At 39.7% G+C, this 17,143-nt stretch carries 14 protein-coding genes and 1 pseudogene; 6 read left to right on the forward strand and 9 right to left on the reverse strand.

Going from position 1 to position 17,143, the window contains the following annotated elements; translation table 11 throughout:
* The first annotated feature begins 128 nt into the window (after positions 1-128).
* Positions 129-653, forward strand: coding sequence for a YaeQ family protein (locus JF50_RS14095; protein WP_039610056.1), 525 nt, complete (start codon positions 129-131; stop codon positions 651-653).
* On the opposite strand, the gene yfaE is transcribed toward JF50_RS14095, so the two are convergent.
* The 6 genes from yfaE to JF50_RS14125 form a co-directional block, all read right to left on the reverse strand.
* On the reverse strand, positions 645-917 hold the full coding sequence (gene yfaE, locus JF50_RS14100; RefSeq protein WP_039610057.1) for a class I ribonucleotide reductase maintenance protein YfaE: 273 nt from the start codon (positions 915-917) through the stop codon (positions 645-647). The two genes, JF50_RS14095 and yfaE, sit on opposite strands and share 9 nt — an antisense overlap.
* The gene (gene nrdB, locus JF50_RS14105) at positions 917-2,047 is read right to left on the reverse strand and encodes a class Ia ribonucleoside-diphosphate reductase subunit beta (protein ID WP_039610058.1); all 1,131 of its coding nucleotides are present in this window, start codon (positions 2,045-2,047) and stop codon (positions 917-919) included. Before nrdB ends, yfaE begins: the two co-directional genes overlap by 1 nt.
* 637 nt (positions 2,048-2,684) lie before the next feature.
* Entirely contained in the window at positions 2,685-2,951 is a 267-nt protein-coding gene (locus JF50_RS14110) for a hypothetical protein (RefSeq protein WP_039610059.1), read from the reverse strand.
* Positions 2,948-4,660 carry a hypothetical protein gene (locus JF50_RS14115; RefSeq protein ID WP_039610060.1) on the reverse strand — a complete coding sequence of 571 codons (1,713 nt, stop codon included), beginning with the start codon at positions 4,658-4,660 and terminating at the stop codon, positions 2,948-2,950. The genes JF50_RS14110 and JF50_RS14115 overlap by 4 nt, the downstream gene beginning before the upstream one ends.
* Positions 4,661-4,841: 181 nt before the next feature.
* Positions 4,842-5,309: a nuclear transport factor 2 family protein gene (locus JF50_RS14120; protein WP_039610061.1), complete on the reverse strand. Its 468-nt coding sequence runs from the start codon at positions 5,307-5,309 to the stop codon at positions 4,842-4,844.
* 38 nt (positions 5,310-5,347) lie between these two features.
* Entirely contained in the window at positions 5,348-5,545 is a 198-nt protein-coding gene (locus tag JF50_RS14125; protein WP_039610062.1) for a hypothetical protein, read from the reverse strand.
* A gap of 270 nt (positions 5,546-5,815) precedes the next feature.
* On the opposite strand from JF50_RS14125, the gene JF50_RS14130 reads away from it, so the two are divergent.
* The 4 genes from JF50_RS14130 to JF50_RS27560 all read left to right on the forward strand — a co-directional run bounded on the left by JF50_RS14130 (position 5,816) and on the right by JF50_RS27560 (position 11,760).
* Positions 5,816-7,396, forward strand: coding sequence for a sensor domain-containing diguanylate cyclase (locus tag JF50_RS14130; RefSeq protein WP_039610063.1), 1,581 nt, complete (start codon positions 5,816-5,818; stop codon positions 7,394-7,396).
* Between the two features lie 120 nt (positions 7,397-7,516).
* Positions 7,517-8,923 carry a YfcC family protein gene (locus tag JF50_RS14135; protein ID WP_039610064.1) on the forward strand — a complete coding sequence of 469 codons (1,407 nt, stop codon included), beginning with the start codon at positions 7,517-7,519 and terminating at the stop codon, positions 8,921-8,923.
* Positions 8,924-9,196: 273 nt separating this feature from the next.
* Positions 9,197-10,777 carry a GGDEF domain-containing protein gene (locus JF50_RS27555; protein ID WP_235423431.1) on the forward strand — a complete coding sequence of 527 codons (1,581 nt, stop codon included), beginning with the start codon at positions 9,197-9,199 and terminating at the stop codon, positions 10,775-10,777.
* A gap of 125 nt (positions 10,778-10,902) precedes the next feature.
* On the forward strand, positions 10,903-11,760 hold the full coding sequence (locus tag JF50_RS27560; protein WP_235423432.1) for a putative bifunctional diguanylate cyclase/phosphodiesterase: 858 nt from the start codon (positions 10,903-10,905) through the stop codon (positions 11,758-11,760).
* Between the two features lie 83 nt (positions 11,761-11,843).
* Here the strand turns inward: JF50_RS27560 and hemH are convergent.
* Positions 11,844-12,864 (reverse strand): annotated as a pseudogene (gene hemH / locus JF50_RS14145) (ferrochelatase).
* 227 nt (positions 12,865-13,091) lie between these two features.
* On the opposite strand from hemH, the gene JF50_RS14150 reads away from it, so the two are divergent.
* Positions 13,092-14,642, forward strand: coding sequence for a methyl-accepting chemotaxis protein (locus JF50_RS14150; protein WP_039610065.1), 1,551 nt, complete (start codon positions 13,092-13,094; stop codon positions 14,640-14,642).
* Positions 14,643-14,821: 179 nt separating this feature from the next.
* On the opposite strand, the gene JF50_RS14155 is transcribed toward JF50_RS14150, so the two are convergent.
* Positions 14,822-16,030, reverse strand: a complete 1,209-nt coding sequence (locus tag JF50_RS14155; RefSeq protein WP_039610066.1) for a tyrosine-type recombinase/integrase — start codon at positions 16,028-16,030, stop codon at positions 14,822-14,824.
* A gap of 46 nt (positions 16,031-16,076) precedes the next feature.
* On the reverse strand, positions 16,077-17,009 hold the full coding sequence (gene yddG / locus JF50_RS14160) for an aromatic amino acid DMT transporter YddG (RefSeq protein WP_080760242.1): 933 nt from the start codon (positions 17,007-17,009) through the stop codon (positions 16,077-16,079).
* Positions 17,010-17,143: the final 134 nt, after the last annotated feature.

Here is a 17,143-nt window from a genome sequence, read left to right on the forward strand (position 1 = left end):
ATTGTGAACGTGTAATAATATAACACTGCAAAACACATAAAACAATGATGTTATACTATCACTTTATATTTGAATTATGATTGTCTGTTCCTATATTTAAAATAATAAAGTGTTTATAGGGCGCAACGATGACAGGGCCATTTGTCTTCAAAGTAAGATTGAAAATTGCTGATTTATTTCATCAAGCTAATCATCTTGAGACTTTTACAGCTGCGCTTCAAAAGGCGGAGACGCTGCAGCATTTTGTACTCAAGCTGATCGCTTACTGTGCTTTGTCATATAAAAATGAGGTTCGTTGGTTAAATAGCAGAGAAAAGCACCACCCAGATGTTTGGCACGAGCTCGACAATGGCGAAATAGAAAACGCGCTTTTTGTGGCAAGTCCAGATTTGAGTGAACTACAGAAGTACGCGCGTCTTTACAGTAAACTCATTATTTTTAACACCCATAACGAGCAATGGTTCGACGAGTTAAAGCCCCATCTTGTTGCTTTTCATAACCTAAAAATTTTTGCGATTGAATCACGTTTTGTTGACGAGTTAGTGGAAGCATTAACACGTAGCTTGCATTGGGATGTGATTATTGAAGATGGCGCCATCAGCATCAGTAATGGCGACGATTATTTCCAAAGTGATGTTGTTCGTTTAAGTTAATTTAATCACAACATCCGTAATTGGTTGAGAGCAGCACAGCAAAACTTCTCCATCTCTTACAAATGCCAAAGGCTCCTGATTGTAAGCAACTTGCCCATCAATAAGTTTAGCTCTGCACGCACCGCAGTAACCTTCACGGCATTGATAGGGAATTTCGATATTGTTTTGCTCTAAAGTACATAGTAGAGAAGGTGACTGAGCCGAAAATTTAAGCGGCTCATCATGGTCTTCAATTGAAATCTTCAGTTCTGGCTTTTCTTCCATTACAGGTCGAAATCACCAAAGTCTGAAGCACTGACTTCAGCATCGATTTGACCTACTAGATATGAACTGATCTCTGCTTCTTGTGGCGCAACCTGAACGTTATCAGATACTAACCAAGCGTTGATCCAAGGAATTGGGTTGCTCTTGCTCTCAAATTGAGCTGGTAGACCAACAGCAGTCATACGCACATTTGTGATGTATTCGACGTATTGACATAAAATATCTTTGTTCAAGCCGATCATTGAACCGTCTTTAAATAAATATTCTGCCCATTCTTTTTCTTGCTCAGCGGCCTCAACAAACATCTTGATTGCTTCTTGCTCACATTGTGCAGCAACGATTGACATTTCTGGGTCGTCTTTACCTTCTTGCATAATATTAAGGATGTGCTGAGTACCAGATAAATGAAGTGCTTCGTCACGAGCAATTAGCTTGATGATTTTAGCATTACCTTCCATCAGTTCGCGCTCAGCAAATGCAAATGAGCAGGCGAAGCTGACATAAAATCGGATTGCTTCAAGAATGTTGACAGACATGATGCAAAGGTAAAGCAACTTTTTAAGCTCAAACAAGTTAATGTGAACTGTTTCACCGTTTATTTGGTGTTTACCTTCGCCATACATATTGTAGATAGATACTTTCTCGATCAGCTCATCATAGTATTTGGTAACCGAGTCCGCGCGTTCACTGATCTTTTCGTTTTCTACGATATCGTCAAAGATCACTTCTGGCTGCTTAGTCACGTTTCTAATAATGTGCGTGTATGAACGACTGTGAATCGTTTCACTAAATGCCCATGTTTCAATCCAAGTTTCAAGCTCGGGGATTGACACTATTGGTAATAACGCTACATTAGGTGAGCGACCTTGAACACTATCAAGTAACGTTTGATATTTTAAGTTACTTAAGAAGATGTGTTTTTCGTGCTCAGGTAAGGCTTGAAAGTCTAATCTATCTTTACTTACATCGACTTCTTCTGGACGCCAAAAGAAAGAAAGTTGTTTTTCAATTAGCTTCTCAAATATTGGATATTTCTGCTGATCATAGCGAGATACATTAACAGATTGGCCAAAGAACATTGGCTCTTTTAGTTGGTCATTATGTTTTCTGTTAAACGTAGAATACGACATAAATAATACTCGACACCAAAATATTTAGCGGCTATTGCCATAGCTCTAACCGCGGAAAAGTTTACAATTTATCATAACTTGAAGTGGTTAAAACCACACAAAAAGTGTGTTTAGGTTCTGCACCCAAACTGGAACCTACTCACTTCATGTCATCAAACCCAGAGTGTGTTTTTCAATATACGAATGTATCACAGAAATAGATTTTTCACCGCAAATATATTTCAGACAATTGACACTTTCGCGTCTTGACAAAAGTGTACGGATAAGTGTAACAATATATCGAAAAAAGGCGGTTAGGATAATTTTTATACATAATAACAATGGCTTGTGATTTAATAAAAATGACTACACAACAATCGTAGTTGAAAATTGAAATAAACGAAAATGAGAAATTACGTTTTTGTTGTCTCCACACATACCTGTATTTTTGGTTAAGTAATCCCATCGGTGATTGATTAAGTATCAATATTTAAACCACTCTTAACAATATGGAAATTTTACGAACAACGAGCGAGTGGAGCGGACTTTACATGATACGCAGAGAAAAAACACGATTGCTTAATTCTAGTTGCATTCTTTATTAGTTCAGGTGGTGAGCGCAAAAAGGCCATAAGGCCTTTTTGCAAGCAAAGATAGTTTAACCGCCACTTCCTCCAGTGACAGAGACAACGGTCGTCGTGACATCAATATTTTCAGTTCTATATCGATACTGTATCATCTTAATAGACTGTAAATCTGTGTTGAGGAACAGCTGAATAACTTGACCATCATCATCAGCACCATAGCTAATTTGAATTCTAGGCTCATTTTCTATGTTTCTTCTATCAGCAATACTCATAATCATAGAAGCATCGAAACTCACGCCGGTATCAAAGTCAACTGTGCCGTTTGATTCAATAATCACAGTGCCTCGCTATGTCCATCACCAGTGACTGTATAGGTGTTCGCGAACGCGGTTACCAACTCAAGGTTCTCGACTGCACCGTCGGTTGATTTTTCTGTAAACTGTCCTAAGAAAGTACTTTCTGATGTACTCAAATTTACTTCATGGAATTTATCGTTAAGAACAGCAACTGCATACTTAAAGCCATTCGCTTCATCGTTATATATATACTCAGATCCGACCTTTTCAAATTCATTAATTTGAATCTCGGAGCCGTCATTGGCCTCTGGGTTAGGATCAATAAATAGGGCACCTGAACTTGAGAATGTAAATTGTACAACTTGGCCGTCGCTATATGATGAACCACTGGCACTCATGGCAAAGGTCAGTGAAAAAGACTTGCCTTTTAGAGCATCAGGCAGCATGTCACTGCTATCATCAGAATCATCATCGCTGTCACCTGAATAACCAGGTGTCCAAGTATAAGTAAGGTCCGAGGTTGAGGTGACGCCTTGCGTAGAAATGGTGTACTGCACACTGACAACTAACTTACTTTCATCTGCGCTGACTAGCTGAAATGAAAAGTTAGACACAGTAATGCCTTGAGACTCGATTTGGGTTTTGATTTCTTTCTCAATCTCACCTAGGTCTTCAGGGTTTGGTGCTGGAATATTTTCGAGTTTAATCTCAGGCAAGTTAACTGAAATACCTGCGGTAGTCGATGTGCCTGTGATGGTTAAAGTTGGTACAATGTCATCGCTACCTTGGTCATCATCATCATCGTCATCACCGCCAGGTATGAGGCCCCCGGGGATAAAGTCGAAAGATATGTCATCTAAGTTCAGATCTTTTAATATTTCTTCAAGACCTTCTAAAGTTTTTTTAATGTCATCAAGAGAGAATATGCCATTCACATCTGCTGACAAGGCCTCTACACCAAAGCTATTGGCATAGGCGCTAATTTGGCTTGATAAATCAGATACAAAAGTTTCTGCGTTATATACCGGATTTTCGAAGACTTGATCGCCTACCTTTCCATCTAGCACATTATCTAGAAAATCAGCCTTTAAACTGTTTAAAATTGCAATTGCGGGATTGTCTTGGCTGGATCCTAGTTTGGCAAGGCCAGCAAGTGTTGTTGCGTATATGCCAGCTTGGTCATTATTAATTGAGCCTGCAACGTTTTCTGACACAAGTTGTGGTGCTTGTAAAATAGAATCAAGCGCGGGTGCAAGGGCGTTTTTTATTTGCTCGTTGACTGCATTCACTGACGTAGCATCGACCACATTTGCTGAGATGATCGAATTAGCAGCTATTTCAGTTAAGGTGGTGACACCTACTTGGTTTTGCAGTGATGCCATGACCGCACGTAATGTCGTTGTAGATGGTAACGGCAAAAATTGGCCTTTTGATTCGTCGAAATACTCAGACTCGCTGGTTGGTTTTACTTCAATAATGAAAGGACCCGTTGTGCCACTGGGTACGGTAATGGTGGCCGTACCATCATCACCGGTTGAGCCTGTTGCTCCTTCAACCACTTGTTTATTTGCCAGTGTGAGTAATTGGACGTCAGCATTTTTTATCAAACCTAGTGATGGGGTAACAGTGACTGTTGTACTTTGATCGACAGGATTAGTGACTGGATCGTCATCGTCGTTGTCTAAACAGCCAGACAACGATAATAAGGCCAAACCCAAGCATAATCCTTGGAATGGTTTATACATGTTCATAGCAATGCCTACAAGGTTATTAAAACGGTTTTGCTATTGCATCAACCAACCTGCCAATTCCTTGTAATTACTGTTTAATACCCATGTTCGCTTCCAGCTAATGTTGATTGTGCGATCCAATAGCTTAATAGAATGTAGCCCAAAATTGCTATTTTAGAAGTAATGTGAAAAAAACAGGTCGTTAAAGCGTGTCAACTCTATCAACGATGACTTCACGGTGGCTGAATTTACAGGTGCTATCCGTCACTATTAAGTCATCGAGATAGCGACCAGCTATCACGGTTGTTTCACCTTCATTATTTTTATTTTTTTGGTACAAGATAAAATTGGAATTAGCCCTAATACGTGCATTTTCATCTAAAAAAATTCGACTACTGGTCATAAGGTGAATTGATTTCTTTTGCTTTTTTGCCGATTCAAATCTTGCTGCTAGTGCTTGATGACCAACTAAGGATATATTTAATTTTTCTACATTAAACGTGGCGTTTTCGGTAAATAAACTGACGTACTGCTCAGTGGTGCCTTTGTCCCTTATCTCTGGATATTGGTATAACGTTTGCTCGCATTGTTGATGCACAGATGGGTCTATTGGTTTAGTGAGCGAACATGCGGTAAGAAAAACGAAGGGGAAGACGCAGAGTTGTTTCATATATTTCCTTGTTATTTTTGTAGGCTTCCTTTTCGGCGTTATTTCGAAGAGTGCTTACTTTTTTTCTTAGCAGCAACAAATCTGGAAGCAAGTGCATATACAACATACACCAATACCAAAGAATTGCCGAGTACTAATACGTCCTTGTCTTCCGTCATTAACCACAAAAAAGCAAGTGCAACAGCAGCAATGGTGAAGTGTGTCACTAAGGGATTAGTTTTACTCTTTTTACCCATTAAAAAACCCTAAACTAAAATTAAGACGGCATTATAAAGTGAAACAAGTACACAAACCATGCTTTTGGAACGTTTTATTACGCCAAAATTGCTAAGTAACTGTAATCAACAGGAATTGATTTTAACCGTCTTTATTGTGTCATTAACTCACTCGAACTAAAGGATTAATCTTAAAGTCGTACTAATATGATGGTTCTTGACCTAGGTTAATTTTTTACCTGAATTAGGGTTTTAAAATATAGGTAGAGCAGGGAAAACACATGACCTTATATGGCTAAAACAAATTTACTGGATGTGTTAAAGCACATTTTTAGAATCGATTTAAAAAAACTCATATTGGCTTTGGCAACGTGTGGTGTCGTATTGTCTCTATTAAATACACTTTTTGCCAGTTACCAAGTGCATAGACAAGCGTTTATCCAAGATACTTTGCATGCTAATCAGACTTATGCAACAAAACTTGCAGAGGTTACACAACTTTTCTTACAGTCAGTGAACAGTCAATTAAATGTCAGTGCATTCCATATTGTCGAGCATATTGATGACACAGTATTGGTTAACGCCGAATTAGAGCGCTTGTTGTCACAAACGAATAGCTTTGACTCTCTCGTTGTGGTGAACCGCGCAGGTAAAATTATCGCAGTGAGGCCTGAATTACCAGTGTTAGGTGAGTCAATCTCTTCACAGCAACTAGATAAAGTGATGTCACAAAAACCCATTGTCCTTGATCCCTTTGTCTCTCCTGCTGGCAATTTGATGATCAGCCCAACATATCCGCTTATTGATAGCCAAGGTCAATATTTGGGTTTTGTTGCCGGGGGCATTTATCTCCACGGTGATACGATCCTGAATCGTTTACTTGGGAAACATCATTACGCAGATGACTCATATTCATATGTCGTGGATAAAAAGAGACGTATTTTGTATCACCCAGATCCAAAAAGAATTGGAGAGCAGGTATCTAATAACATTGTTGTTGATAATGTTTTGGCTGGGCAAACAGGTGCAATGGAGCTAACCAATAGCAATGATATACAGATGCTCGCTGGCTTTGCGACAATCCCAATGACAGGGTGGGGAGTTGTAAGTCAAAGACCACTTATTTCAATTTTAAATCAACTCGCAATTACACATAAATCCGTTGTTTACTCAAGCATACCTTTTACCGTTGTGCTTTTAGGGTGGGTTTTTGTGGTTGGTGTTCTAATTGCTAGGCCACTGACTTTATTGGCAAAACAACTAATTACCGTTGAAAATCAGAGTCTATCTGGCTCTGGAGTGAACGCCTGGTATTACGAGGTTGCGAATTTAAAATTTGCTTTACTGCAAAGCCACCGTGCGGTCCGACAGGTAATTAAATCACTAGATGCTGACCGAAAAACAGATAAACTCACTTCTTTACACAATAGGCTTTCATTGGATCTATGGCTTAAAAATGCAATCAACGCTAAAGTCGGATTTTCAGTATTGGCGATTGATATTGACCATTTTAAATCAATCAATGACAGTCATGGACACAGTACCGGTGATAAAGTACTCAAAGAACTGGCGAAGTTAATGATTCAAAATGCGAGAACTGATGATTTTTGCAGTCGGATAGGCGGCGAGGAGTTTTTAATTTTTATGCCAAACCAATCGATTTCCCAGGCAATGGTAACGGCTGAAAGGCTGAGAAAATTAATCTCGAATCACAGCATGCCTGATGGGGTCAGAGTGACAGTCTCTATCGGCGTATCTCAGTGGCCAAATAACTCTATGCGAATTGATAAAACAATCGAAATGGCTGATAAGGCTCTTTATCAAGCTAAAAAGATGGGAAGAAACAGAAGTTGCTATCTTGAAGCGGCATAAAGGGCTTTTTGTTCATAAAATAGCTAATCATTTACAAACTTTTAGCTTAGACAATGATCTTTGTCTTAAATGTGGGTAAGATGCGCGCCAAATTGTAATATTATTGATTTGGAGTAGTAAATGGGACAAACTTTGAAAGTGCCACACACACTCGTGCTGTTGCTCGGCATGATGGTGGTTGCCCTGTTAGCCACATGGGTGGTACCTCAGGGCTTTTTTGAAACAAGCGTGACCGAAAGCGGCAGGCAGATGGTTGTCGCTGGTACTTATCAGCTCGTAGAGCAAAAACAATACCTTACTCCATGGGATCTGCTAACTGCAATTCCAAAAGCATTTGCTCAAGCTCAAGATGTTATCTTCTTCGTATTAATCGTAGGTGGTGTACTGAGCATTGCTCGTGCAACAGGTACAGTTGATGCGTTGATTGGTCGCTTACTGGAAAAGCATGGTACAAAGCCACAACGCCTTATATTTATGGTTGTGTTTTGTTTTGCTCTGGCATCAAGCACAATTGGTACTGCTGGTGAATATATCCCATTTGTACTGATCTTAGTTGCGCTCTGTAAGGCAATGAGATTAGACGCAATGACGGCTGTAGGCATGATCGTAGCAGGTTATGGTATCGGTTATGGTGTTTCAGCGTTTAACCCATTTACTGTTCTTATTGCTCAACAAATCGCAGATATCCCAGTATATTCTGGTATTGAACTAAGACTCGCTATTTTTATTCCATTTGTTTTGATCGGCTTTCACCATGTGTGGAGCTACGCAAAAAAAGTCTCAAACGATCCTAGTAAATCAATGATGATTGGTGTGCCTTGTCCACTAGAAGGACAAGCGAAACCAAATTATCCTAAACTTAATAGTCGTCACCAAGCTGTTTTATTCAGCTTTATTGTTACTTTGTGTATCGCGGTATGGGGTATTGCAACCAAAGGCTGGTATTTATATGAACTAGGTGGTTTATTTGTTGCTTGGGGTATTGTGATTGCTGTCATTGGAAAATTATCTGCTGATGAGACTGCTGAGCGCTTTATCGATGGTGTATCAGATCTTGTTACCACTGCTGTTTTAATCGGTGTAGCACGTGGTATTGCACTTATATTAGAAGATGGTCAAATTCTACACACGTTGGTATATAGCCTTTCGTCACCATTGTCTCACGTAGCTGCAGAAATATCGGCTGTAGGAATGTTGATTATTCAAACTTTCCTGAATACGTTTATACCTTCAGGTTCTGGACAAGCATATGTGACCATGCCGCTAATGGTGCCAGTGGGTGATTTGGTCGGTGTACCACGTCAGGTTGCCGTGCTAGCGTACCAGTTTGGTGACGGGTTCTCGAATATGATTATACCAACTAATGCAGTATTGATGGGTATTCTAGGCATGGCTGGTGTGCCTTATACACACTGGTTTAGGTTCTGTTTGCCTTTGATTGGTAAGTTATTATTAGCCGCTTCAGTGGTGCTTGTCCTTGCTGTAAGCTTTGGCTATGGCTTGGATGTTCAGCCTATTATTGAATAAAATTAATTTTTTCTACAAAAAGCCGTCTTTAATAAGACGGCTTTTTTTTGCTTTTTAAATAGCATTTCTTAGATAAAAATAATATGTTTGTGTCTATAAGTGGTAAAACTGGTGTTTAAAGGTTGAAATATTGTTAGATATATATTTCAAATCCTTGTTATTGATATTTTATTGATCTATCTTCATATTTCTAAATATTGATTATTTATCATTGTTAGTTGTATTAATTCCGGTTCATATTAATAACTATAATTATTAAAAGATTGTTAAACGATGACGCTATCATTCAGTACTTTTTATAATTTGCCAAGTAGCGAGGCTCGCTATGAATTGGCACTCAACCTGATTTACGAGAAGTTTCAACCAGCTCATTGTTTAATTGGTAAATTCATTGATTCAGATACTCGGGTCAAAACCGTTGCTTACTCGGTCAATGGAGAAAAGTCCAACTACATTATCTATGATCTTGAAGGGACGCCTTGCAAAGATGCTAAAGACAGTCAAAGTGTTTGCTCTATCAGCTGTAATTTACAGCAAATGTATGCTGAGGACGAAATTTTAAAGATATTTGATATCGATGGTTACCTTGGGGTAACGCTAAGAGCGTTAGACCATAAACCGATAGGTATCATGGTCTGTCTATTTGATGAAAAGATTGAAATTTCGAGTGACGACAAGCATTGGTTTAGAGAGTTAAGCTTGCTTGTTGGTGCGGAGTTAAATCACAATTTAGAGTTGGCATCTCAAGAAATTTTAGTCAAGCAGTTGGCCAAAGGCGAGCGTATCGCCAGACTGAGTTCTTGGTCTTGGAATATAAGTAGGAACATTCACAGTTTCAGCCAAGAAATGCAAACCTTAGTGAATTTGCCTGATCAAACTGTTGATTTTGAAATGTTTTGTGACAGCCTAAAAGACAAAGACCAAAAATCTCTAAGAGTCTTGATGCAGAAATTGCGGCATGGGCAAATAAACCATATAGACATTCATGTGTCTCACCGAGATAGAAGTCAATTCAAAGGGTTATTTCGAGTTATTGGGCACGTAGAACGCTCAGATGAGCAAGAAGATGAGCGGGTTTTTTGTGCGTCGGTTCAGGATATTTCATATATTTACGCCCTTAACAAACAGCTTGAGTTAACCAATGTTGTATTTGAGCATGCTACAGAAGCTATCATGATCACTGATCATAAAAACCGTATTGTGATGGTTAATAGGGCATTTGAACGTTTAACGGGTTACTCAGATACTGAACTACTGGGTAGAAACCCGTCGGTATTATCTTCAGGCAAGCACAGCCCAGAATTTTATCAAAAGATGTGGGATATTCTCAGTAAAGAGGGCACATGGAAAGGTGAAATTTACAATCGACGAAAGAATGGGCAAATTTTCCCCGAGGAATTAACGCTCAATATCGTTCGGGATGAAGACGATGAAATTGTCAATTATGTCGCTATTTTCAGGGATATTACCGTTTGGAAACGCAATGAAGCTCAACTGACTTTTTATGCCAACCATGAGCCTTTAACAGCACTCATTAACCGACGTTGTTTTATGGATATTCTTGAGTCAAAGATATCTCAAAACCGCAGTACTTTGCAGCCGTGTTCGTTGCTCTTTATCGGGCTAGACCACTTCAAAGAGGTCAACGATATTTACGGGCCGGAAATAGGCGATAAAGTACTTATTTCTGTCGCACGGAGATTAAAAAATGGTTTAAGAAGAGCGGATACGATTTCTCGATATGGTGGAGATGAGTTTGCGATACTGCTTGATGCCATGGATGAGCAAAGTGCCTATGATATTGCCTTTAAGTTAAATGAAAAGCTGAAGCAGCCTTATGTATTTAACGATTAACCATCGAACTGACTGCCAGCACAGGTGTTGCTCAGTTAGATTGCCGAAAGCGGATCACAGCTGCCAAATTTATTCGCAATGCTGCACATGCATTAGAGAGTGCAAAGAAAACCAACAGAGGCAGTGTGGCGCTGCACAACCAAGAAATACAAACTGCGTACCTCAATAAAATTGCGTTGAGAGATAAACTAAGACACGCAATTAAACATGATCTATTGAATGTCTATTATCAGCCAATTGTAGATCAATCTACAGGGTGTATTGTTAAGTTTGAAGCTTTGGTCCGGTGGTTTGATGATGAGCAAGGGATGATATCCCCTGGGGCATTTATCCCGATTGCAGAAGAGTTTGGTTTGATTCAACAAATAGGCCACTTTGTATTAAAAAAGGCATGCAGAGACTTAAGTAAGATGCACTCGCTTGGGTATGCTGATGTAAGTATATCTGTTAACCGTTCGGTTAATGAATTCAAAGTCAGTAACAATCAATTTGACTTGGTGACTGAAGCGATTGAAAGTGCAAATATACCTTTTGGTAGTCTAACGGTTGAAGTAACTGAGTCGATGGCGACCAATCATTACACTTGGCAACTACTGAGAGATTTAAGAGAAAAGGGAGTGAAAATTGCACTCGATGATTTTTGCACTGGTTATTCTTCTTTAAGCCATCTAATTGAAAATCAAGTAGATTATTTGAAAATCGATAAGTCTTTTGTAGATAGCTTATTACAGGATAAAAGTAAGCAAATTATGATCTCATGCTTAGTTGATATGGCAAAACAACTTGGCATAAAGGTCATCGCGGAAGGGGTCGAGTCAGAGAATCAGCTGACTGTACTAAAAGAGCTTGGGTGCGATCATATACAAGGTTATTACTATAGCCCTGCAAGACCGATAGGTGCATGTATACATTTACTAGAAGAATTTAACGGTGAAAAACCGATTGAGCTTAACGTGTTAAGTGTCACATCAAGCCGGGTATAGTTACGATATAAAAGCGTAATAAGTGTAAAGGGTTATGAAGAGGGCCTGATTTGTCAGGCCATCTTGCGTATTTACATCGTCAGTTAAATATGCGGCTTTAAGATGTCATAAAATGCTTCGATATGATCATCTCTATCGTTGAGTGCGGGAATATAATCGTAACGTTGACCACCTGCGTCGATAAAATACTCTCTGTTTTCTTCTTCTAATTCCTCGAGTGTTTCTAAACAGTCTGCGCTAAATGCAGGACTTAATATCGCTATGTGTTTTGTACCTGCTTGTGCTAACTCTTTCAATGTAAAGTCGGTGTATGGCTTCAGCCACTCTTCTCGGCCAAATCTGCTCTGAAAGGTTGTCATAACCTTTTCTTTATCTAGGCCGAGTTTGGCAACCCACAGCATTGGTCGTCAGGTGGCAAAAACAATGATATGGGTCACCGTTGGTCAAAAACTTTTTCGGCGTACCGTGATAAGAAAAGAGGATTTTATCTGGGGTTGGGTTGTTGTCTAAGTATTCTTGTACTGAATTACTTAATGACTGAATGTACTTTTCATTGCCATGATAACCGTTGATAAAATGTAATTGAGGTACCCAGCGCCATTTCGTTAATACGCGAGAGACTGCATCAAAGGTTGAGCCAGTAGTTGCACTTGAGTACTGTGGGTATAGTGGTAGTACAACAATTTTTGTGATGCCTATTTCTCGCAGCTCTTCCAACCCAGCTTCAATTGATGGGTTGCCGTATCGCATGGCCATCACAACTTCGACATCGTTATGATTATGTTCGATTAAATACTCTTTTAATTTTTGACATTGCTTTTTAGTGATGTCAATAAGTGGAGAGCCTTGTGCCGTCCAAATGCTCTGATAAGCCTTAGCTGACCTGCTTGGGCGAATTCTTAATATGATGCCATGTAGTATCATCATCCAAATAATGCGAGGGATTTCTACAATACGCGGATCTGATAAAAACTCTCTGAGATACACTCTAAGTGCTTGTGTAGTTGCTGCATCTGGGCTGCCTAAGTTGGTTACAAGTACACCAACTTTATTGTTGAAACGATTTTCATGTGGGTTGTCTGTAATTGCCGAAAATCTGGACACTTAGCACTCCTTGGTGGCGTTTTAAAACGGGTAGTATTTTACAGTAAACACTATACGTAAAACATGCTTATTTGGATCTAACACACATGTTTTTAATTTAAATCACGTCAATACGTCTTAAAATTGTAGTACTAGAGTGAAAATAGGTTGCTTATGTACGGTATAAGTCGTATGTTCCTCTATCCGGCGTCGAGTTTTAACGTAATTTGCAGAGAGTTCTAAGTTAAATGCGAGTTAATCAACCAGTTACAAATCGTGAACAGCGATTTGCACCAGCAGATAAACTCATTTCAGTTACTGATTTAAAAGGCACAATCATTGACTGTAATGAGCACTTCATAAATATAAGTGGCTACTCAAAAGAAGAATTAATAGGCCAACCTCATAACATAGTCAGACACCCAGATATGCCTGAATTGGCATTCAAAACCATGTGGACTCAGCTAAAAGCGGGTAAGCCTTGGATGGGGATGGTCAAAAACCGTTGTAAAAATGGCGATTTTTATTGGGTTGATGCATATGTGACCCCAATGACTGAAAATGGTCGAGTAATTGGGTATGAGTCTGTCAGAACGTGCCCTAGTCGCGAAAACATCGAAAGGGCTGAAATGCTCTATCGCTCGGTTCAAAATGGTCGAAAATCAAGCTTTAAACTACCTAGACTAAGAACAATCTGGCCGGTTGCCGCATTTGCAAGTTCTCTCGCGATATATGCATTAGGTTCTGAATCCGGTGCGTTCGCATGGCTTATGCTCAATAGTGTTGCTATCTTTGGATACAATCGATATCGCGATAATGAGCAACTTGAAAGAATTAACCAAGTTTTAAAACATAGTTTTTGCGATGACGTGTCAAAACAAGTGTATTCTCCTTGGCAAGGGAAAATGGCCGAGTTACATGTAAAATTGCTTAGTGAACATGCACATTTAGACACTGTGATCACTCGAATTGAACACGCATCAAAACAAGTGACCACTGGTGCTGAGCAAACGACAGATAAAAGCCGTTCGACGACTGAGCGACTTACCCAACAGCAGCAAGAAACTGAGCTTGTTGCAACGGCAATGAATGAGATGGCCACGACCATTCATGAAGTATCGCAAAATGTGCAATCTACATCGGCGGATGCCACGGATGCACTCGAACTTGCCAAAGAAGGGGCTAAGAGTTCAGAAGAGACTAAATCTTCTATTGAAAGCCTGGGTGCGACCGTGATTGATATTAAAGATTCTGTTCTTGGTGTTGCGCGTCAAACAACCAAAATAGCTGATGCGGCACAAATAATTGAACAAATCGCTGAACAAACAAATTTATTGGCACTGAACGCCGCCATCGAAGCGGCAAGGGCAGGTGAACAAGGCAGAGGCTTTGCTGTTGTTGCTGATGAAGTGAGACATCTTGCGCAGCGAACTCAGGAGTCCACCAAAGAAATTCATGCGATTATTGATGAACTCACGCAGAGCACACAAGAGTCCGAAGTAATCGCGCAGCGAGGCGAAACAGAGTCACAGTTAGGAATCGAAAAACTAAATGCATCTACACAAAAAATTGAGCATATTTATTCTCTAATTGAAACGATGAGCGTTAATAGCATGCAAATTGCAGCAGCTGTTGAAGAGCAGGCCACCGTTTCTGAAGATATTAATAAGCAAGTCGTGAATATTGCTTCGTTGGCTAATTCAAGTGTTACAAGTTCGCTTGAGAGCCAAGAAATAAGTGAGGACCTTACACGTGTTGCTAAAGATATGCATGAACTGGTAGTTAGGTTTAAAAGGTAAAATGTTATTAAGGGCCATATATAGGCCCTTAATAACAACTCGTAAAGAACACATCATACCTAAAAATACTTTATTGAAATTTGGCATTGTGCTTTTAAGTAAAGCCTAAACTGACAAGCTAGAGCACAAGTGTACCGATTAAATCATATTTAGCTAACCAAAACCTGTTGGGAAAAGGGCTACAGCTTTCTTTTAACCCCAGACTTAGCACGTTCTTTTATATTGGTTTGAATATAAATCTGGTCAGTTGTCGCGATTTTTGAGTGACCGAGATCTTCAGATAAGTGCTTCAAAGGGCGAGTCTGTGCATCATGGGTAGCGCCTGTGTGCCTTAACCAATGACTGGTTGCGGCTTCTAGGTTTTCAGACTCTTCACTAAAACCATCTTGCTTTAACTTATCAATGGCTAAGTCAAAGCTTTCTTGAACAATTCGCCTTAGTTGACGCACATTCATACCGCCTTGACCGCGCAATTTATGAATTATAGGATGTGGCTCATCGACACGGGGTAGGGACGTCAAGCCACGTGATTGCCTATATCGCTTTAAATACGTCACAAAGTCATCGCTTAAAGTGACATCTCGCAGTTTATTGCCTTTACCCATAATTCTTAAAAACCAAAAACCATCCTGATCTTGCCAGAAGTGGCTCATAACAGGAGACCACTGTGGGCGCTCAGAAAGCTCTGATATACGAAGGTAAAGCCCTTTGAGACAAGCTAACGTAAATAGATTCCTTTCAAATTTAGGGGTTTGCTCACATAAGTCTTTGGTGACACCAAAAACATATTCCCACTGCAAGTCACTTAGCGTGTCTGGCAGTTTAATTTGCGATTGAACAACCAAATAAGGACAGTTCTTTTTTACAACTGGTACAAAATTGGCGAACGCCTTTTCTTCTAAAATCGCAAATTTATAAAACACATTTAGCGCGGTGAACATTGAAGCAAGAGTCTGTTGGCTAACGCCATTCTCTTTATAAACAAATGGGCGCCAGTTAGGATTAACTTGTCGTGTCCCTTGGTGGTTTTTAAATCGCCACTGAACAGAGTCCGCAAGCCATGCTTTATCAGGCTCTACAACAAAATCAACATATGCCTCTATGTCTTCACGTTTCAACTCGAATACTGACTTTTCTTGTATAAGCCAGCTCCATAAATGGAAACGCTCAATTTCATTCCTAAAACGATTAAATGTGGCTTCAGATTTTCGCCCGTACACATACAAAAATTGGTAAAGGAATTTCAATTCATCTAAGCAAACATGCTCCGCTAGTCGATTATTGTTTAAAAACTCAGCCATTGTAGGGTATTCGCTTGGCAAGGTATCGTCATCTAAATGAGCGATAAGATATCTGAGTTGTTTTAATGTATCGACTAACGGCGTCATATATTGTTGATCCAAGCGGTATGTTTGTATCAAATTATATGTATATTTATTCAGTATTGTCTAGCACAGTTTGTACCTGGCTAATTTGTTGATTTTTATACCGTGTTGAATGCCAGCAGAGTAAAGAGCCAAGTGTGACTGAAACAACACCGAACCAAAAGCTCTGTTGTAAGCTTATGCCCAAAATAAAGGCGGCAAACACACCTGAAAACACCGGGGTAAAATAAGAAATGGCGGCGAGTAAAATCATATTCCCGCCGATGATTGCCTTGTTCCACAGCCCATAGCCAAGCGCCATGCCACCACCTGAAAGTGCGAGTAGAAATACGCTTGAAAATGAAAACCCTGATTTAAAGCCAACATCAAGAAGATACCATTTAAGCCATAGTGTACATGCAGTAAAAACAAAAAATAGTGAAATGGCATTATGTCCACCGGACATAGATTTGGTTAAGTTGCAGTATATGGCCCAAATTACTGCGCCACTAAATGCAAGAAAAAATGCTAGGGGGTTGCTAATGATGTTGTTTACTATGCCCTCAAACAAGTTTGAGCCTCCAGAAACAACTAAGCACACGCCAACAAATGCTAAAATGCTGCCCGGTATCAACAACAGGCACTTAGCGTGGCTGTTCTTGCTGATAACTGCACCTAAGATAGTAAATAGGGGCCAAAGATAGTTAACTATTAACACCTGTGCAGATTGTTCACGAGAGTTTGAAAAGCCTAAAGAAAGTGATAAACAAAGCTCATATGCTACGAAGAGCGCTCCGCCAACAACGACATAACGTTTGGGATACTCTTTAATATTTGGTATGCCTGAGAAGGCGACTAAAAACAACGCCGAATAGGTGTAAACAAGCGCCGCACCACCAATTGCACCAAAGTCCTCGCTCACGATACGTACGATATGCAAAACACCGCTCCACAGTAGCACGGCCATAACGCCAAATAGTGTAAACTTGTATCGAGATAGCAAACTTCAGAACTCCATTAAAAACGCTTGATTATATAGGTTTTGAATTATCCTGCATCTGTTTTAGTTATATTTTCAGGTTAGGTATGAATAAATTATCTTCACACTGATATACTAGATGTAAGGCTGTTGTCGTG

The sequence above is a fragment of the Pseudoalteromonas luteoviolacea genome, assembly GCF_000814765.1.
Taxonomy (GTDB): domain Bacteria; phylum Pseudomonadota; class Gammaproteobacteria; order Enterobacterales; family Alteromonadaceae; genus Pseudoalteromonas; species Pseudoalteromonas luteoviolacea_H.